This is a genomic window from Aquimarina agarilytica ZC1, from assembly GCF_000255455.1.
Lineage (GTDB): Bacteria > Bacteroidota > Bacteroidia > Flavobacteriales > Flavobacteriaceae > Aquimarina > Aquimarina agarilytica.
Genome location: NZ_JH621281.1, coordinates 17,537 through 36,447 on the forward strand (window position 1 = coordinate 17,537; position 18,911 = coordinate 36,447).

At 31.3% G+C, this 18,911-nt stretch carries 18 protein-coding genes and 1 tRNA gene; 2 read left to right on the forward strand and 17 right to left on the reverse strand.

The annotated features are described in order from the left end of the window. Positions 1–193 precede the first annotated feature (193 nt). Positions 194–276, forward strand: a tRNA-Leu gene (locus tag KQA_RS0215110). 307 nt (positions 277–583) lie between these two features. Here KQA_RS0215110 and KQA_RS0215115 read toward each other — a convergent pair. The 17 genes from KQA_RS0215115 to KQA_RS0215200 all read right to left on the reverse strand — a co-directional run bounded on the left by KQA_RS0215115 (position 584) and on the right by KQA_RS0215200 (position 15,945). Beyond that, positions 584–1,132, reverse strand: a complete 549-nt coding sequence (locus KQA_RS0215115; RefSeq protein WP_010182318.1) for a VOC family protein — start codon at positions 1,130–1,132, stop codon at positions 584–586. Between the two features lie 54 nt (positions 1,133–1,186). Then, positions 1,187–2,224 (reverse strand): LamG domain-containing protein, encoded by a 1,038-nt coding sequence (locus KQA_RS0215120; protein ID WP_010182320.1) that lies wholly within the window; start codon positions 2,222–2,224, stop codon positions 1,187–1,189. Positions 2,225–2,832: 608 nt separating this feature from the next. Beyond that, a complete protein-coding gene (locus KQA_RS0215130; RefSeq protein WP_010182321.1) occupies positions 2,833–3,420 on the reverse strand; it encodes a GrpB family protein in 588 nt (195 codons plus the stop codon). Positions 3,421–3,618: 198 nt separating this feature from the next. Then, a complete protein-coding gene (locus KQA_RS0215135) occupies positions 3,619–4,167 on the reverse strand; it encodes a redoxin domain-containing protein (RefSeq protein WP_010182322.1) in 549 nt (182 codons plus the stop codon). A 136-nt stretch (positions 4,168–4,303) separates the two neighbouring features. Beyond that, positions 4,304–4,717, reverse strand: a complete 414-nt coding sequence (locus KQA_RS0215140) for a cyclic nucleotide-binding domain-containing protein (protein ID WP_010182323.1) — start codon at positions 4,715–4,717, stop codon at positions 4,304–4,306. A 314-nt stretch (positions 4,718–5,031) separates the two neighbouring features. Further along, entirely contained in the window at positions 5,032–5,391 is a 360-nt protein-coding gene (locus KQA_RS0215145) for a YciI family protein (RefSeq protein WP_010182324.1), read from the reverse strand. 18 nt (positions 5,392–5,409) lie between these two features. Next, positions 5,410–5,853, reverse strand: coding sequence for a YciI family protein (locus tag KQA_RS0215150; RefSeq protein WP_010182326.1), 444 nt, complete (start codon positions 5,851–5,853; stop codon positions 5,410–5,412). Positions 5,854–5,894: 41 nt separating this feature from the next. Next, positions 5,895–7,160 (reverse strand): RNA polymerase sigma factor, encoded by a 1,266-nt coding sequence (locus tag KQA_RS0215155; protein WP_010182327.1) that lies wholly within the window; start codon positions 7,158–7,160, stop codon positions 5,895–5,897. A gap of 324 nt (positions 7,161–7,484) precedes the next feature. Then, positions 7,485–7,961, reverse strand: a complete 477-nt coding sequence (locus tag KQA_RS0215160) for a DUF6155 family protein (RefSeq protein ID WP_010182328.1) — start codon at positions 7,959–7,961, stop codon at positions 7,485–7,487. 9 nt (positions 7,962–7,970) lie between these two features. After that, a complete protein-coding gene (locus KQA_RS19075; RefSeq protein ID WP_232285906.1) occupies positions 7,971–8,309 on the reverse strand; it encodes a hypothetical protein in 339 nt (112 codons plus the stop codon). 539 nt (positions 8,310–8,848) lie between these two features. Next, a complete protein-coding gene (locus tag KQA_RS0215170; RefSeq protein WP_232285907.1) occupies positions 8,849–9,988 on the reverse strand; it encodes a serine hydrolase in 1,140 nt (379 codons plus the stop codon). A gap of 202 nt (positions 9,989–10,190) precedes the next feature. Continuing rightward, positions 10,191–10,493, reverse strand: a complete 303-nt coding sequence (locus KQA_RS0215175) for a type II toxin-antitoxin system RelE/ParE family toxin (protein WP_010182332.1) — start codon at positions 10,491–10,493, stop codon at positions 10,191–10,193. Positions 10,494–10,501: 8 nt separating this feature from the next. After that, the gene (locus KQA_RS0215180; protein ID WP_010182333.1) at positions 10,502–10,723 is read right to left on the reverse strand and encodes a hypothetical protein; all 222 of its coding nucleotides are present in this window, start codon (positions 10,721–10,723) and stop codon (positions 10,502–10,504) included. 191 nt (positions 10,724–10,914) lie between these two features. Beyond that, positions 10,915–11,433 carry a DUF7935 family protein gene (locus KQA_RS0215185; RefSeq protein ID WP_010182334.1) on the reverse strand — a complete coding sequence of 173 codons (519 nt, stop codon included), beginning with the start codon at positions 11,431–11,433 and terminating at the stop codon, positions 10,915–10,917. A 115-nt stretch (positions 11,434–11,548) separates the two neighbouring features. Further along, positions 11,549–12,241, reverse strand: coding sequence for a VOC family protein (locus KQA_RS0215190; protein ID WP_010182335.1), 693 nt, complete (start codon positions 12,239–12,241; stop codon positions 11,549–11,551). A gap of 12 nt (positions 12,242–12,253) precedes the next feature. Next, entirely contained in the window at positions 12,254–13,837 is a 1,584-nt protein-coding gene (locus tag KQA_RS0215195; RefSeq protein ID WP_010182337.1) for an FMN-binding glutamate synthase family protein, read from the reverse strand. A gap of 134 nt (positions 13,838–13,971) precedes the next feature. Next, positions 13,972–15,945 (reverse strand): Ig-like domain-containing protein, encoded by a 1,974-nt coding sequence (locus KQA_RS0215200; protein WP_010182338.1) that lies wholly within the window; start codon positions 15,943–15,945, stop codon positions 13,972–13,974. 447 nt (positions 15,946–16,392) lie between these two features. On the opposite strand from KQA_RS0215200, the gene KQA_RS0215210 reads away from it, so the two are divergent. Continuing rightward, entirely contained in the window at positions 16,393–18,717 is a 2,325-nt protein-coding gene (locus KQA_RS0215210) for an ATP-dependent helicase (RefSeq protein ID WP_010182339.1), read from the forward strand. The last annotated feature ends 194 nt before the right edge of the window (positions 18,718–18,911 follow it).

Genomic DNA, 18,911 nt, shown 5'->3' on the forward strand with positions numbered 1-18,911 from the left:
CATATAAACGGGGATCAAGTAATATTATTGGGGAGCAGCAAAAATTAAGCATATAATTTAGTTAACCTGTAGAGGAAGAATTTTACATCTCTAAACCTCCCTTTGGGATGTCACAAAAAAAGCATTGAAGTTTATATTTAGATGCTTTTTGTTTTTTTAGTATTTCAAACTAAACTATATTAGCAACTCTTTTGCCCAGATGCTGGAATTGGTAGACAGGCACGGTTGAGGGCCGTGTGTCCGCAGGACGTGTGGGTTCGACTCCCATTCTGGGCACTTTTTAAATTTCCTATAGTCTCTATCTTCATATATCTGTTTAACACACGCTTCTTATAGCTTTTAAAGGACTAAATTGCTCAAAATAAAAACTTAGGAAGTAATGATGGACCACGAACAATTATTTTGTTTACACTAATATTCTGATTGATTTAAAGAGAAAGAATTAAATAGAAAAAAGGCCCTAACCCCATAATAGAGTTAAAAAAAAGCACCCCTAGCTATTTACCAGAGGTGCTATATAGTTTTAATTAATGCTTATTCTATATTTCAGTTATAATTTAAAGCTATAAAATCTTTAACATTATCAATCATCCCATGAAGAAAGACCTATAATTTCACCATTAGGCCCTTTAAAAAAGGTATATTTATCCTGCCTGTAATTCTCATTTTCTAATTGATAGCCTTCTGCTTTTAGCTTATCACCTATTGGACCAATATCATTTACAATAAGCATAAAGTGATTGTGGTTTGTATTCCCTATTGGTTTATAGGAATCCATAGCTTCTGGAGGGGGGATTGACAAACTTATTTCAAAATCATCTGCTCTTAATTTTAATACAAGCATTCCCTCTAGGCCTCCACCAAGAATTTCTGACTTTGATAGTTTGAAACCAAGAATTTCACGATAAAGTTTCAGTGTTTTTTCTAGCTCAAGTACATGGACACAAATATACCTCAACCCGGTAACTCTAGCTTTCTGATTACTTTTGTTCTTAACCGTTGATATCTCCGCACCCTGAGCAGAAACATTGTTTATACTTGCTAAAGCAAACACAGCAACAATGCTCCATTTTAAAATAAGATTAGATCCTATATTCTTTTCTTTTTTACACTTACTTAAACTTATTTTCATAAAAATCTCGTAGAATTTATTGTTTATTTAAAATTATTGAATGTTCTAATATAATTATTTTGCTTCTAACTTCCATGTCCTAACCCAATCTACACGCATGGTGTTTATGGAGTTGTCATTTAATTCTTCTTTTTGGGGTAAACCACCTATATTACAATCCTTAAAAGTCCATAAATCCCAAATAATCTCTAATTCTCTGGTAAAATCCTGTTGCGTAGTAATTTTTCCTGCCGGCTCCCCATTTAGATAAAATTGCACATTCCTTTCATCTTTCCACCAGGCTCCGACTATATGATAAGCTTCATCCCAAGTTTTCCCTTTATTCGGATTGGCATCAGATAAAAAACGAGTATCAAAATTATCCTCATGTCTTTCCGTTTTACTATTTTTTGCAATAAAGTATTGAGAATTCATTTGAGTCGGAAATAACCAAGGCGTCCAAGGAAAATCAGCTGGTTTAGTGGATTGATCTCTACACTCAGGCGTTGGGTTAGGGTTATTTTCAACAATATCAATTTCATCTCGATTATCGATGTCTCCATTGTTCAACCAAAACGTATTGAATGCTGAAATATTGGCTGTTTTCATACTACATTCGGTATACATTGGAAAACTTATTTTTGTTTTAGAATGCACCCTTGCTGTTTGAAACCAAGATGTTGGATCATCCCGTAAAGTAGCTTTTATAAATAATTTTCCATCTTCGACACCAGAGTTTTTATCTGTCATCCATACAGGTGTTCCCCCATAATTCCAAAATGAATTAAACCATTTTTCATCATCCCACTTTTCAAACTCGTCAGACATTGCTTCGATCTTTACCCACTTCATATCTTTTGGAGTGGTATCATCTACCGAAACAAAAGATGGTAAGTTGGCATCTAGAGCCTCTAAATCAATTAATGTAACTGGATCCGTGGTAGGCTCTTCTTTAGGGGGCTCTACTACAGGTGGCTCATCAACTGGAGGATTACCAGCTGGAGATTCAACCTCCGTGGGTTTTTCTTCTGGAACATTAGGGGTTTCATCATCAGAGTTACACGATAGTAAAGCTATGCATAAGCCCCAAATTAAAATTTTAAAATTTTTCATAATTAATTGTTTTTTTTAGTACTAATCACTTAGTTACTCCACCTGATTATAAAAAATTCTTGTTTTTAGGCCCAATATCTATAGCATGATAGCGCTATCCAAAAGAATCCAATTTTGTAATACAGATTTTAATAACTCAACTTTTCTAAGATCAAATACAATACATTTTTCTCTCAAGTCTTCCTCCATTAGACTCTTTAATATGTCATATACTAGTTTGATCTTATGATTAGTTTGTGAGCTTTTGTACTATGATTTGTATTTATTCACTAGAGCAATTGGCTCATTCAGATCAGAGATCAGACAACTATATCGATTTCGCTTATAGAGGATAGCCAATATGTTCTTGCATAAAACTACACTTTTTATTGTTTAAAAAAATTACAAGTCTGATTATTAACTAATTTTTAAAACTTTATAAAAAGCTATCTCAATTTATTTAGAGTAGCTCAATAGAAAATAAATAACATGAAAAAACAATACGTAAAAGTTAAATAGTAGACTACCTTTTCTTTTTTTTTTAGAATATTAATATTATTTGTTGTTTAAAAAACAACTACTAATGAGATAAAGCAAATACATGAGTAAATAGCTATTTCTATTGTTTGTTAGTAACTTTTTTTAGTGTACCATTGAATAGCTTTATGTTCTTCTTGCTTAATAAAGGTATCTTTTGCTTTATTATATGCTGTGCCGCTTGCCCAATTTTGATTACCAAGAGTTTCTTTTAATTCTTGATATTCTACCCTCACTTTTTCATTAAACTTCAAGTATTCTCTAAAAGCTATATGCCTTGTCCACTCCTGAGAATTAACTACCCAAAAATGTATGTTAGATATTTTATTCAAATAAAATTCTTCATCTGGGATTTGATTAACATCCTTATATTCTTGCTTAAATTTCTCCTTATTTTTAAGATTTATAAAAAAGCGCCTTTCGGGCATAATTGAATTATAGGCACTAATGTAAATAAATCCAGAATCAATCATTATTGGAATAATTTCATCTATTTCTTGCATGGAATTCAAACCAATTGCTATATCAATAATAGGTTTTGCCGAAAGATTAGGAACAGCAGTACTTCCAATATGTTCAATTCGAGGAGAATATTTTTGTAAAATATATGAAAGTTCAATCTTTTGTTTAGCGAATTGTTTTCCCCAATCTGAATTATATTTTTTTATGTTTATTTTCATTGTTCAAAAGTCAACCTACTATTAGTATAAATTAATCTGTTAAATTTGAGATTCCAATTGTAATATCTCAAGCATAATTTACTTGCAAAATTTAACATAATAATTCCACAAATAAAGCTCTTCGTAATCAACTACTCCTATTGGCTTAAAATTAGTCAATACATGGTTATGTTCTTACACCCAAAACAACACTAGCACCTATCTATTGTCTGTAATTCTTATGATTTTATCAATAGGAATATGGTCAATTACACTATTTCCATAATGAGCAATTTCAATAGTATTATCCCTATTTATTAAAAAATCTGCAGGTATTTGATGAAATTTTCCTTCTACTTTACCACCAAGTTTAAAACCTTTTTTAGAAGCTCTAATCATATTCTTTATTCCACGCCAAGAGGCTGTTCTTATAAGTTTTATCCAAGATGGGGTTACTTGATATAGGTGATATAATTTTAGTTTAGGGTCTGCAATTAGTATAAAATCAAATGGATGTCGATGATGAATTGATTGCATCAAGCTTTCATTACTACTTTGAAAGATTGCTACTAATTTTATATCTAATTCTTTTAATTTTTTTGATTCTTTTTTTAGTTCCGAAATTCTCAAATTACATAATGCACATTCAGCATACCTAAAAAAAGTTAACAGTATTTTTTGATTATGCAGTTGGTGTAAATTTATTATTCTCCCATGAATATCCGATATTTCAAAATTGGGGGCAATTTGTCCTTGTTTAAGTCTCATCCTTTTTTTATAAAATTGAATAGAATAAAGATGATTTTTCTTGATTTAAATCAAAAAAATGAAGCTCTTACTCTACTCAAAGTTTCAGGTGTCATATTTAAATAAGATGAAATATATTTTAATGGTATCGCATTTACTAAATGCCCGCTACGTTTTGCCGCTTCAAATGACCAATGAGTGTTTTTTCAATGATTGTAGAATACCATTTCGCAATTTCGGGATCATTCTTTACCAATTCATTTAATTGCTTTTTTGATATTTTCAAAACTTTAGATGCTGCAATTCCTAAAAGGGATAACTCTGTTGGTGTACCTGTTGAAAAAGAAACGAATGATGTAATTATTGAATTTTCATAACCGAAGCCTAACACTGAATTTTTGTTTTCACTTTCGATGACTAAGGCTATGCAACCAGAAACAACTTGACTTTTTCTCAATAAATATTCTTTTTTCTTAACAATAATTTCCTTGTTCCAACAATCACAAATCATAGCAATAGATGCTTGACTTAGGTCACTTTGTTTAAGAAAATTTTCTAGTCCATTTATCATTTTGTATCATTACTTCAATGGTTTTACTCTAAATAACTGCATAGGTTAGTAGTTATACCTGTTTCTTTGATAGCTGATACACTATCACTATCTACTCTAAAATTTACATGATGAAAAGAATATAACTAACGTAACCTCTCTTTAAACTAACTACCAAAAAGATGAAGTGTTACTATAGTTGGCTGAGTATTGAAACATTGACAAAGCATTAATAACATTGCCAACATTCCAACACGCCAAAATCATCATTATTATAAAGTCAAAACATCCCATTTTTATCATCTAAACTATTGATGATAAACTTTGTTAGTAGGTTATTCATTAATTCCATCAACTTTCATAACTGGTCTAATTTCTATTCGCCATTTGCCATCCTCAAACCTAGGATCAGATTTGGCAATTCCAATAGCCTCATTTAAATCCTTTGCTAAAATGTGGTAATACCCCGAAATAACTTCTTTAGTTTCATTAAATGGACCATCTATAAAACTATTATTGTCAAAGGATAAAATACTGCCTTGCATTTCCAATGGTTGAGCCGATTTCATTTTACCTTCATCAACCATTTTTTTAATAAACCCACCTACTTTTTGAACATGCTCTTGTTGTTGTTCTGGAGATAATTTTGCTACTGGATTCCCCTCACTTCTTATAAATAACATAAATTCTTTCATAATTGATATTTAAAATGATTACTTTTTATTTATTCCTTCAACTTTTTTAATTGGACGAATTACAATTTCCCAACCTTCTTCTTCAAACCTAGGGTCAGCCTTAGCAATAGTTATAGCATCGTCCATATCAGCTGCCAAAATATGGTAATAGCCTGCTATAACTTTTTTATCTTTATTTAATGCTGTTTCAGTAAAAATACCTTTTTTACTTGCTATTTTTGTTCCTTCCATTTCTAGAGGTTGTGCATCTTTTAGTTTTCCAGTTTTGGCTAAATTTTCAATATACGCCCCTATTTTTTTAATATGTAATTGTTGCTTATCAGATGATAGATCGGTTACACGATTCCCATTTGAATAAACAAAATACATAAACTCCTGATTCACTTTTGTTTTGCTATTAGATTGTGCAAAACTGCTTGGCATAGTCATAAAGACTACTAAGCTCATAATAATTAGCTTCATAAATTTTATATTAATGGATTATACCTTTATAACAATTGAGTTTATGAAACAGGGACAAGTTGCATTAATTTTTTTTGAAGTAATTTTATATCTCGCTCATTTTTAGTTAGTGAAATTGCTTTCAAGTAGCTATTTCTAGCTTTTTCGGTATCATTTTCTAATTTATAAAGTTCCCCTAATGTCGAATGAAAAAGGTGGTTTTTATCAATCTTTGTCTGTTTTTTGAGTTTTTCTAATTCCAATATCGCTTTTCGGTTCCCTTTTACCTTGGAAAGCGCAACACTACGATTTAGTCTAATAATAGGTGTATCTTCTAATTCCAGAAGGCTATCGTAAAGGCATAGAATTTCTTCCCAATCCGTTTTTTCAAAACTTGATGCTATGCAATGATTTGCGGAAATACTTGCCAATATTAAATAACTAGAAATTTGTTTTTCACTAGTCGCTTTATTTAATAGTTGAATGCCTTTATTGATTACCTCTTGATTCCAATTTTTTCGATTTTGTTTATCCATTTCAATAATGGAATTAGCTGCGTTCATTCTAGAATCAAATCGTGAAACATTGAAATACATAAGCGCTAAAAGCGCATAACAATCTGCCTTTTGTGTTATTGCTTCATTTTTTACTAAAATTTTGGTTAGCCGGATTGCCTCAAGACACAGATCATATCTAATCAGCTCATTTTTTTGTGTAGGACTATAGCCCTCATTAAAAAGTAAAAAAATGGTTTTTAAAACAATCGGAAGATTTATATTAATGTCTTTAGGAAGTTCAAAACTTATGTTGTTTGTTCGTAATTGTTTTCTTCCTCTTACTAATCTTTTATTTATAGTTTCTGTTGAAGTAAAAAAAGAATTGGCTATTTCGGATATGTTAAAACCACAGAGGATTTTTAAAATTAAGCAAATTTTTGAATTGTCGGATATTTTAGGATGACAGCAAACGAACATCATTTTTAATTGTCCATCAGAAATAAGCGCTTCCGAAATTTCCAAGTTTTCTAATTGTTCCGAATGCTGTTCACTTTTTTGATCGTTAAATTCAGATTGATACTTTTTACGTTTTAGAATGTTAAGCGTTAGGTTTTTTGCTGTAGTGTACAACCATGCCTGTGGTTTTTCTGGTATTCCATGATGCTGCCAATAATCAACTGCTTTTAATAAAGTTTCTTGAACAATATCCTCTGCAGTTTGGACATTTCCTGTACCAATATATTTAGTAATAACAGAAACCATTTTGCCATACTCATTTCTAAAAAAATGTTCGGTTAATTGTCGACTATTTTTCTGAGTATTTATGGTCATTTTTTTAACACTGACTAAAGTAAAATTGTATCATTGAAAACCAAAATGATGAAAAGTCAAGATTTTCATGCTATTAACCAAATTTATTGATTTGTTTTTTAACTCTTTTAACTATTCCTAATTTTCTTTTTTGATCGAAATTTTCAAAAAATTATTAATTCAGAACACTACAGTTATGGGGCTCAACTACCCCTTAAACATATAACATTTGTGTGTTTATTTGTTAATTCACAAAAATTTAGAGCTATTGAAAAAAGTAATTCACTATCAGATTTAACACGAATCGGTACACTGATTTCATATATAAAATTAACTGCTCACTTTCTAATAATAGAATTCTATTCCGTATTCGCTAGCTATGTTATATATATTATTAATTCTTTCTTCATATTTTTCATTTTCACCAATTTGAGATATCCCATTTATAGCACTATCAAACATTTTTTCTACAGCTATGTAATAACTTTCATTAAAATAACCAAAGTCTTGAATTATTTCAAGACAACATTCAACATAATATAATTCCAGTTCAACATTAAGTTCAACTATTTTCATTTTACGAACATTGCGTATTATTTTTCTGGCTTCCGATTCACGCAAAAGCATTTCTCTTCCACTAGGGTATACATAGCGCTCAATTTCCTTTTTATATTTTTCAATGAGTGTCTCAATTTTAACACCAGAAAAAATATCAAGAAACTCTTTAGCTGATGGTATTTTAGAATACATCTCTGATATGAGTTTAATCATTTCAGATTTATCCATTTTATTAAGTTCCTTTTTTACTTCTCTTAATCCCATTTAGATTTATTAATTTTTATCAACTCTATGATTTTCAAATATATCAATTGATGTTTTCAAAAAACCAAACATTCCCAATCCAAAAACAATAACTCCCATTGATAATTCTTTTAAAAAACCTACTTTCGTGAAGAAATACCCAATTATTCCAAATGTTAAACAAAATAAAATTTGAATACTTATTATAATAATTGCTATTTTTCCTTTTAAGTGATTTTTCAAAATTTTTTCAGAAAACTTATTTTGCGTTTTAGTAGTATCTTGTAATGATGAAAAACTCAACCCTAGTCCCATAAAAATTAATAATGAATTTAAACTTTCGGTTATAATATTAGAGTTATCTTTCAAAACTTCAACCTCCTGAAAATACAATCTAAAAACAAAAAAAGATCCTATTAACTAACATCATGGGGTATTTCAAATAACTTATATAATGAAAAAATGTTTTAAAATTCATAGTATTGTCCAATCTATAATTATTAATAGCTTCTAATTAGGGTAGTTAAGGGAGTTTTTATCACAAATCCCTCAGGAACTATTCGGATAGTCCCACCATACTCCACTTGTTATACAAATCTAATTTACGTTATTAATTAGTATATCTCATCTGCAAAAAAATTAACTAGGCTAAAAAATTGTTTAGTTTATGTATTCTATAAAATTATTAAATGCTATTCTTTAACAACAATATATAGTAACTTAAAAAATATCTAAACTCCACTAAAAAAATAGATTAATATTTTAAACTACCCGCATATAAACCATATACAAAACCGATAGTAATTGAAAAGAGTAATCGCGATCCATTAGGACAACGTGATTAGTCAACTCTATGTTCTCATTTGGGGCTTGGTGAGTCATACAAATAACTAGTTTAAAATCAATTTTTATTTTTTAATTCGTTTAATTTTATTTCCATCTAAAAATCCATCCAATAAAACAACCTCATTAACTACATTGTTTGTGTCCTTCAAAAATCTCATAGATGCATCCATTTGCTCCATATAAAATTGATTTTCGGACTGAGGCTTTAGATGTACTTTATTCTGCCCCATCATTACAAATAAACTATCATTTTCAACAAAGACTTCTAAATTCATTCCTTCATTTAGAGAATAAGAACCCGAATAATCATTAAGTAATTTTTCATCTATATCAAATTGTTTTCTCGCTAAAGGAATTCTATATTCTTTGTTATTAAGTATGGAATTAATACTATTTGAAATTTCTTTGGCAACAGGGTGCCTTCGGTTACTTAAAACGATTATTGAAATTTTATTTTTAGAACTATTATATAAAGAATAACTAAAACCGTCATTATCTAAATACCCCTCAATCTCTAAATTATTAGTGTCATTTGAACTTATAATTTTTATCAAGTCATTTGCAGTTGATTTAATTCCATTTTTACTAGATGTATTTTCCGAATTTGAAATTGGTAATTTTTGCAATTCAAGTCCATTGCCTTGATAATTATGATAGAGGTAACCAACAGCTAAATACGGATCTAATTTTTTGAAGTAAGTATTTTCTAATGCTAATTCATTACTATATTCTTCGATATTTTCTTGAATTTTTTTTTCACTTATTTTTTCAATAAGCAAACCTAAACTATTATAATCTATATCATTGCTCTCGGATTTACCCAAAGATGCTACTACAGAATTCGACTTATCATTTAATACATCATTTATGTTTAAGTCAGATTTAATTTCTGGAATGTATTTAGTAATATTGTCTGACAATTGAATTTTGCCTTTAATGGCCATTTTACGAATGATGTCAGCTATTATTAATTCTGAAATTTCGCCAATTTTAAAAGAAGTCTTATTTGAAAAAGGTATTTTGTTTTCGTAATCAGCTAGACCAAAATTATTTTTATAAATAATTGTATTTCCTTGAGCTACCAAAATAACTCCACTAAATCGATTCAATTCAAGATAGCGATTTGCGAGACTGTTAATCTTTTCAATTTTCAGTTGATCCAGATTTTCAATTTCCTTTTTACAGGCGAGGAAACTTATCATCAAAATCAAAAGGTAAAATAACTTCTCCATTAGCTTATATATAGTTATAGTCAATAATTAGATATAAACCACTGACTACATATCCATTATAAATATAACTAATAGGATCGTAAGTTTGTAAAATTATCAGGTTGGTTAGTAATTATTTCAAAAATACTGTGCTAAAAATTTCTGAAATATATGAATACTTTTAAAACATTTATTATATACTCTTTTTTAATTTACTAGGATTTTGTCTTGTATCAAATACTGTTACAATATCAATTCTTTTACTATTATATCTAAAGTATAGTGTTATTTGTTTTGTGATAACACATCTATTCAATCCTTTAGCTTTATTTGATTTAGGGAAGATTTCAGGATTAGCTTGAATTAATTCAATGTTTTTATCAAGTTTTCCTATGAATTTATTTTTTACTCTTTCCGACCATTCATCTATTAAGTATTCAAATAAATCATCAAGTTTTTTTTGTGCAGTTTTAGAAACAATTACTTTTCTAGCCATCCAATCTATTATCTATGTGACGACATAAAAGAATCATAACTTTGGAACTCTCCATTTTTGATATCTTCAGTACCTCTTTCTATTTCTTCTTTTTCCTCAATACTCAATTCATCCCAAAAATCATCAGTCCTATTTAGTTTGAATATTTCTCTAATAGAATTTAATATATTTGGATTATCTGTACTTAATAATAATTTTGTTAGCTCAATCTTTTCTGCCTGCATATCCATAACAACACTTTTTAGTAAAATTAATAATTAATTAGTGCGATAAGTCTTAAAAGACTATAGTTTTAATGCTTTACCACAATTATATAAGTCAGCTAAAGAGACATATATCTATTATAAATATAACTAAATTAGCCTAACCTAAAATTTTAAAATAGATCACTTTAACCCTCAGCTATCACACTCAAGCACTTTTAAAACAATAAACTCACCTCACTCCTCACATAAGCTTGAGCTACATTTGTGGCACTTTCGCTAGATGGAAATTGCGCTATGCCTTCGTTTCTGTATGCAGTAGCATCCGAAATACCCTCTTTTACTGATAAGCTGTGCAATTGAGAAATCATCGTATTTTTTGCTGTAAGAATCGTTTTCCAACATTCGTCTGAAATATAGATTTGCTGCGTTAAATTATGCTCAAATTCCTGATCAATAGTTGCTATTAATAAATTTTTATACGCATTTTTATCTTCTCCGCTAGGGGAAATCCTTACCAAAAGCTTATCCAAACTAATACGATCCAAAAGCAATGTAAAACGCTCATAGGCTTGTAACTTTAATGGTAAAATTTCCTTTTGGTTGCTTTTTAGTAAATTGTATTTTTGTTTTAACAACTCTTTTTTTATCATTGCTTGTATTGAAAAATAACACACCAAAGCAATTACTAATGTGGGAAGTACTACTAAAATAACTGTATAAATATCTATTTTCATTTTGTTTTTTTACCAAATTTATTGAAACCTACAGAACACAAATATAAATCTAAGCTTTTAATAATATGGAGTAGCTAAGTATTAATTTTATTCCATGGTGCCCATCCTATACGATTTACTCATTCTGCTGTACTCGTTTTTCTATTTTTAGTTTTTCTCGATTATAATTCACTAAAAATTCTCCTTTATAGCTTTCCACAACTCCTGTAAAAGATTGAGGCTTTAATACCGCATTGGTAGGGAACCATGTGGTCTTCTCATTATAATTAGGAAGTAAAAATAGCCCTTCGAGGTGGCCATGTGTGCCAAACCTTGTAAAATCCCCTTTGTAAAAGCTTGTCCCTAAGTTTACCTCCAATTGAAAGTTTACTTTTTTAATATCATTAGTGGCTAAACCAATTTCATTTACACAAAGTATTTGGTCTTTATTAAAAATTTCATAGGTTGCATTATCCAAGTCATAGCGTACTATAAATTCGACTATATTTCCACTGGCATCGCAAAAATAAACGGATTCGGCATTCCAGTCTTCAAACTTATTTGTTTTTTTATTAGAAGTAATTGGAATAATACTGGTTCTTTTTTCTAGCCAAGCTACAGCTTCTGTTAATTTATTTGAAGGGATTAAAAAACAATAATGATAACAAAAAGCTTGTTGGCTTGCTACAAAGGTAAGCGCCGTCCAACCTATTTTTAGGGTAAATTGATTGTGAGTTGCATTCCATACCGAAAAACCTAATACTTTGGTGTAGAATTCTTTTTCAGCTTCAAGTTTATTAGTGTACAAACTAAGTTCCCTTATTCTCATAAATATTTAAAATTAATAACGAACCGTTTCTGCATCAATTTTAGTATTACTATAATTCCCTCCCAAATTGGGACAAGTAACCAATTCTTCAAAACCATTAAAAGGTACCGGCTTTTTATGATATCCATAATTACGTGCAAGACTTGTCGTTTTGTTATTATCGCCTTGGCTTATATTAATATCATCCATGTTAAATTGAGCTGGATGTTCGTAACCACAGGCATGTGTAATTTCCAATAATTCTTTATTAAAGTTTTTAAAATAATATTTTACTCGTTCGGCTTTATCGGTTACATCAATACCCGCTTGTAACCATTTATTTTGAGTGGCTACCCCACTAGGGCACCTATTGGTATGACACACTTGTGCCTGAATACAACCTACACTTAACATGGCTTCGCGTGCTACGTTAATACAATCCACTCCCATAGCAAATGCCATTGCTGCTCGCGCCGGAAACCCTAATTTACCACTGGCACAAAAAACTACTCTATCTGTTATGTTGGCTTCGGAAAATAATTTATACACCTCACTAAAGGCATACACCCATGGTAGCGCCACATGATCTGCAAAACTTGGTGGTGCTGCTCCGGTACCTCCTTCACCCCCATCGACAGTAATAAAATCTGGACCTTTATTTTGCGCTTTCATTTCATTGACCAACTCTTTCCATTGATCCACCTTCCCTATGGCTGCTTTTATACCAACTGGCAATCCAGTTTCAGCAGCAATATCTTCAATAAATTCAATTAATTCGGGCACATTTGAAAATGCCGTATGATACGCTGGTGAAAGTACATCTTCCCCCACCTTTACATTTCTTATTTCGGCGATTTCTTTAGTGATTTTTGAGCCTGGTAGCACACCTCCTTTTCCGGGCTTTGCCCCTTGCGATAATTTTACTTCTATCGCTCTAATACTTGGATTGGCTTCTACTAAGTTTTTTAACATTTCCATAGAAAAGTTTCCTTCATGATCACGTACGCCAAAATACCCTGTTCCAATATGAAAAACTACATCGCCTCCCTTTTTATGATAAGGAGATAAACCTCCCTCTCCCGTATTATGATAAGCATAGGATAATTTACAGCCTTTATTTAAAGCTTCCACCGCTTTTGCGGAAAGTGAACCAAAACTCATGGCCGATACATTTATAATAGATGCTGGTCTAAATGGACGGCGCCTATTATTATAACTCCCCATAATTTTAGCACAAGGTAAAAAGTAAGGATCCAAAGCATTGGCATGTTTCTTTTTTACCTTATAAGGAAACATCGCATTTTTAATAAAAATATATTGCGGACCATAAATATCTTGATCAGTTCCAAAACCCTCATAGTTATTTTCATTTTTTGAAGAAGCATAAATCCATCCACGTTCTGTTCTATTAAAAGGAAGTTCCTCCCTATTATTTGCTACAATATACTGGCGTAATTCTGGACCAATACTTTCTAACATATACCTAAAATGACCTACTATTGGAAAATTATGCGTAATGGTATGTCTTTTATTAAAAAACACATCTCGAATAGCTACTAGCCCAACACCAATTATAATCCAAACCCACCAAGCTATACTTCCTATAAATTCAATCATTGTTTTATTTATTTTGTCTAGCTAAAGTTAGTTTTCTTTACAGAAAAAAGAAATTTATTTTAAAAGTGAATATAAAAAAAGACCATTTAAGCGAACTTAAATGGTCTTTCAAATATGTTTACTAAACTATAAAACTATTCGATAATTAATTTTGCTGCAGCTTGATTACCCACTTTAACAAAATACATTCCAGCGCTTAATCCTGTTACATCTACTACCAAGGTTTCTGTAGTTGCCTCTGAAACAGTTTTTACCACTTGACCTGCTACGTTATATACAACAGCTACTTGCCCTAATGCTATTCCAGATATAGTTACAGACTGATCTACTTGTGCTGGGTTAGGGTATATTTCAAATGTCCTTGCATCTGTATCTCCTAAAACTTTTAGGCCTTTAGCGGTTCCATTAATTTCCCACTTTTGATTATTATTCGATGGATTGTATGCCCAAGTAATTAAATTAGCATCAAACAAACCACCTGCTCTATCCAAAGCCTGTGCTGTACAATGCAATGGCATTAACGCATAATACCTTCCATTCTTTATTACTTTCCACTTTTGGTGGTTTTGAGAAGCTTCTCTCCAAGTACTTACATTTTCTCCATTCCCACATCCACCAAAAGGAACTTCTAAATAACGATTATTTCTACTATTCTTAATAGTATATACATTATTCCCTAAATGGGTAAATATCCATTGTTGATCTGTATAGCTACCTACATCAACCATTTGAGCATTATAATTTTCAAGCTCACGTGCCAAAACAGCTTGATCTTCAAAAGGATTTTTTATACTGTACAATCCATTTGCTACTAATTGATTATTATTTACAGGCGTAGGTCTTGTAGGCCGTACTGTTCCATTAGTAACCGTAAAACGAATCACTTTTTCACTTGTTGCGCCTTTTTTATCGGTAGCAACAGCCTTTAGTGTGTAATTACCAGATTTCATATTTTTTAAAATCCCATCGTTTTGATTCGTTTCACCCCATGTATAAGGCGTTACATTTTCTTGGCGAACAAATTTATTATTTAAATATAACTTCACATTAGCTATACCATCATTATCACTAGCATTTATAGCTACTTCAATATTTTTACCTCGAGCTAATGTTGCATTATTCTTAGGCGAAACAAAATTTAAATTTGGCTTTGTATTTGATCCCGAACCTGGATTAACTACTACTGGGTCTGGTTTAGGTGTTGGCTTAGTATCATTGGATTTAACTGGCTTGTAAGTACGTACCCAATCCACTAACATTTTGTTTTTGTTTGGGTTTTTTAAATCCGCATCCGAAGCTACAATCCCTTGTTCCGATCTCCAACTATGGTCTTCTGTATCAATAATCATAAATACAGGCTTATCCATTTTGAATCTATTCTTGTCCATTTTCCTTCTAGTGTAATCCTTATCAAACATATCAGACTGCGCCCAAGAACCATCCTTTGTTTGTTTACCATCTATGTAAAAGTATACTTCCGATGGACTTTTCCAATACACTCCAAAAGTGTGAAATTTATTTCTCCAAAGTTCATTGTTTGGTAAAGTAACATGGTTTTGATCATTATAATCCGATAAAATTCGGTTACCCGCTCCACGTTCAAAAACATGAAAATTTGTTGACATACGTTGTGCAAACCATACATCACTTGCCCCTCCATAAACCTCTAATACATCAATCTCTCTTTTATCATCCTCACTTAACATCCAAAAATTTGACGAAAGCTCAAGGTTACTTACCTTTATTCGGGCTTCCATGAAAATAGGATAAATTACCTTAGTTTTTGAAGTTACTACTCCACAATTAACACGATTTGCACCATGCCTAGAAGCACTAATTATTAAATTACCGCCTTTAACATCAGAATGATCTGATTGCCATTGTGTCAATCCTGGACCTGTCCATGAATGGAAATAAGCATCTCTCCAATTACTTCTAAATTGGGCATTCTTACCATTATAGTTAAAATCGTCTGAATATCCTTTTTGTAATTCCCACTTTTTACCCTGACCTGGATCTGCTGGAACTGGAGTATTTTTCCAATCTTGAGCTTGAGTAAGTAAGCTACTTGACATTAGAGCTAATGCAAATAATTTTTTAAATTCCATAATTAGTTAGTTCTTAATTTATTAAGTTTTATCATACGCCAAAATAAAAATCCTTTAATCTTACTCTCATCAAAAAAAGTAAGAATACTCTTATTTTTAACCTTCGCTTAATAATTAATTAACCAACTAAAAAACAACATGCTATCCGTTTTTTTTATTTTTTAATTAACAAAATAATAGTCGTAATGATTGTTTTTCATAGATTAAAACAAAAATTCTCCCTACATATATACTAGGTAGTTTAAAAAAAATGTAGTCTAAAAAAATAAATTCTTCCTTTCCATACTACATGATCAATTGCTGTTCTGACTCAGTTACTTTTACAAATTATATCTCAATAATAGCTATAATTAAGTATGGTATCATTTATAAAAAACAATTAAAACGGACTCTAACACTTAAATTTCATGTAGAATCAGTAATTTTATTACCTAAAAAAAGAGCACCTTGGAAGAATATTTAAGTCAACTTAACGAAGCCCAATTAGCACCTACCATACATACTGAAGGCGCATTAATGGTAATTGCCGGAGCAGGCTCTGGAAAAACACGTGTACTTACTTACCGTATTGCTTATTTGATGCATAAAGGTGTGGATCCTTTTAATATATTATCGCTGACTTTTACCAACAAAGCTGCTCGTGAAATGAAAGAACGAATTGCCCAAATTGTGGGTAAAAGTGAAGCAAAAAACCTTTGGATGGGTACCTTTCACTCTATTTTTGCTAAAATTTTACGTTTTGAAGCAGATAAGTTGGGCTATCCTTCCAACTTTACCATTTACGACTCTCAAGACTCTCAACGCTTAATTTCTAGTATTATTAAAGAAATGTCTTTGGATAAGGACATCTATAAATTTAAACAAGTACATAGTCGCATATCCTCATTTAAAAATAGTTTAATAACCGTAAAAGCCTATTTTAATAATCCCGACTTAATGGAAGCCGACGCAATGGCAAAAAAGCCGCGGATTGGTGAGATTTATCAACATTATGTGGATCGCTGTTTTAAGGCCGGAGCTATGGATTTTGATGATTTATTACTTCGAACCAATGAATTATTGAATCGTTTCCCCGAAGTATTAGCCAAATATCAAAACCGATTTAAGTACATATTAGTAGATGAGTACCAGGATACGAATCATTCACAATATTTAATTGTAAAAGCCTTGGCAGATCGTTTTCAAAACATCTGTGTTGTTGGTGATGACGCACAAAGTATTTATGCGTTTCGTGGGGCGAATATTAATAACATCTTAAATTTCGAAAAAGATTATGACAATGTAAAAACTTACAGGTTAGAGCAAAATTACCGCTCTACTCGAAATATTGTTGAAGCCGCCAATTCCATTATAGATCACAATAAAACCAAACTGGACAAAATTGTTTGGACAGCTAATGACGATGGCCCAAAAATTATTGTAAATCGATTACCTACCGATGGTGACGAAGGCCGTTATGTGGCTAGTTCTATTTTTGAAAATCAAATGACCGAACAACGAAAAGCTTCGGACTTTGCCATTTTATACCGTACCAATGCCCAATCGCGTGCCATGGAGGACGCCTTACGTAAGCGTGGTATCAAATACCGTATTTATGGCGGTCTTTCTTTTTATCAACGTAAGGAAATAAAGGATGTACTAGCCTACTTGCGTTTAATTACCAATCCAAAAGATGAAGAAGCCTTAAAACGTGTGATCAATTATCCTGCACGTGGTATTGGAGCTACTACCATTGATAAACTTGTACTAGCAGCTAATCATTACAAATGTGCTATTTTTCAAGTAATGGAAGGTATTGATAGGATTCCAGAATTAAAAATTAACGCTGGTACTAAAACAAAGCTTCAAAACTTTGTAAATATGATCAAGAGTTTTCAAGTTACTAATCAGACCGCAGATGCTTTTACCCTTGCGGAAGAAGTCACAAAAAAAACAGGACTAGTACAAGAATTTAAAAAAGATGCTACTCCCGAAGGTATTGCGCGTATTGAAAATGTAGAAGAACTTTTAAATGGTATGCGTGACTTTGTTGAAGGGCAAAAAGAAATTGATGAAGCCACAGGATCTCTTGCCGAATTTTTAGAAGATGTTGCCCTAGCAACTGACTTAGACAAAGAAGTTGATGATGAAGATCGAGTAGCTTTAATGACCATTCACTTGGCTAAAGGATTAGAATTTCCGTACGTATATATTGTAGGTATGGAAGAAGATTTATTCCCTTCGGGAATGAGTATGAATACACGAAGTGAATTAGAGGAAGAGCGCCGTTTATTTTATGTAGCATTAACAAGAGCCGAAAAACAAGCTTATTTAACCTACACGCTATCGCGTTATCGTTGGGGGAAATTAATAGATGCCGAACCTAGCCGTTTTATTGAAGAAATTGACGATAAGTATCTCGAAAACCTTACTCCTATTGACAGCTACCGTTACAAGTCCTTAATTAATACGGATATTTTTGGAGCCGTAGACAAAAGTAAACTACGACAGACAAAACCAGTGTCTAGCACTCCACCCCCGTCACATAAACCCACAGACGATCAATTACAAAAGTTACGTAAATTACGTCCAATAAGTAAAGGATCTCAAAAAGTAGACACCGAAACCATGAATAAATTAGTTCCTGGAACCCGTGTGGAACATATGCGTTTTGGAATTGGACAAATTTTAAATATTGAGGGAAGCGGGCAGGATAAAAAAGCTGAAATTAAATTTACCCAAGGTGGTATTAAAAAATTACTCCTTCGTTTTGCTAAGTTGAAGGTGTTGTAATATTAATAAAATAACTCTATTAATTGGTACAATTTTCTATAGTCTATAATTAATTAGATTTCACTCATAGAAAAACGCGTTCACAATACTAATTTTAAAGTAATGATTGCTGAACTAAAACAGTCAATTAAACAGGCGCATTCAGAATACTCAAAACCCTTGTAAATACGAGGGTTTTGTCGTAAATTAATGTA

Excerpts from the sequence above, each read along its gene's own strand:
- KQA_RS0215150 (WP_010182326.1), bottom strand. The coding sequence starts at position 5,853 with ATGAAGCTAATTATTATGAGCTTAGTAGTCTTTATGACTATGCCAAGC.
- KQA_RS0215190 (WP_010182335.1), bottom strand. The coding sequence starts at position 12,241 with ATGAGAATAAGGGAACTTAGTTTGTACACTAATAAACTTGAAGCTGAA.
- KQA_RS0215195 (WP_010182337.1), bottom strand. The coding sequence starts at position 13,837 with ATGATTGAATTTATAGGAAGTATAGCTTGGTGGGTTTGGATTATAATT.
- KQA_RS0215180 (WP_010182333.1), bottom strand. The coding sequence starts at position 10,723 with ATGGATATGCAGGCAGAAAAGATTGAGCTAACAAAATTATTATTAAGT.
- KQA_RS0215170 (WP_232285907.1), bottom strand. The coding sequence starts at position 9,988 with ATGATAAGTTTCCTCGCCTGTAAAAAGGAAATTGAAAATCTGGATCAA.
- KQA_RS0215185 (WP_010182334.1), bottom strand. The coding sequence starts at position 11,433 with ATGAAAATAGATATTTATACAGTTATTTTAGTAGTACTTCCCACATTA.
- KQA_RS0215115 (WP_010182318.1), bottom strand. The coding sequence starts at position 1,132 with ATGAAAATAAGTTTAAGTAAGTGTAAAAAAGAAAAGAATATAGGATCT.
- KQA_RS0215120 (WP_010182320.1), bottom strand. The coding sequence starts at position 2,224 with ATGAAAAATTTTAAAATTTTAATTTGGGGCTTATGCATAGCTTTACTA.
- KQA_RS0215145 (WP_010182324.1), bottom strand. The coding sequence starts at position 5,391 with ATGAAAGAATTTATGTTATTTATAAGAAGTGAGGGGAATCCAGTAGCA.
- KQA_RS0215175 (WP_010182332.1), bottom strand. The coding sequence starts at position 10,493 with ATGGCTAGAAAAGTAATTGTTTCTAAAACTGCACAAAAAAAACTTGAT.
- KQA_RS0215200 (WP_010182338.1), bottom strand. The coding sequence starts at position 15,945 with ATGGAATTTAAAAAATTATTTGCATTAGCTCTAATGTCAAGTAGCTTA.
- KQA_RS0215155 (WP_010182327.1), bottom strand. The coding sequence starts at position 7,160 with ATGACCATAAATACTCAGAAAAATAGTCGACAATTAACCGAACATTTT.
- KQA_RS0215160 (WP_010182328.1), bottom strand. The coding sequence starts at position 7,961 with ATGGGATTAAGAGAAGTAAAAAAGGAACTTAATAAAATGGATAAATCT.
- KQA_RS0215130 (WP_010182321.1), bottom strand. The coding sequence starts at position 3,420 with ATGAAAATAAACATAAAAAAATATAATTCAGATTGGGGAAAACAATTC.
- KQA_RS0215135 (WP_010182322.1), bottom strand. The coding sequence starts at position 4,167 with ATGAGACTTAAACAAGGACAAATTGCCCCCAATTTTGAAATATCGGAT.
- KQA_RS0215140 (WP_010182323.1), bottom strand. The coding sequence starts at position 4,717 with ATGATAAATGGACTAGAAAATTTTCTTAAACAAAGTGACCTAAGTCAA.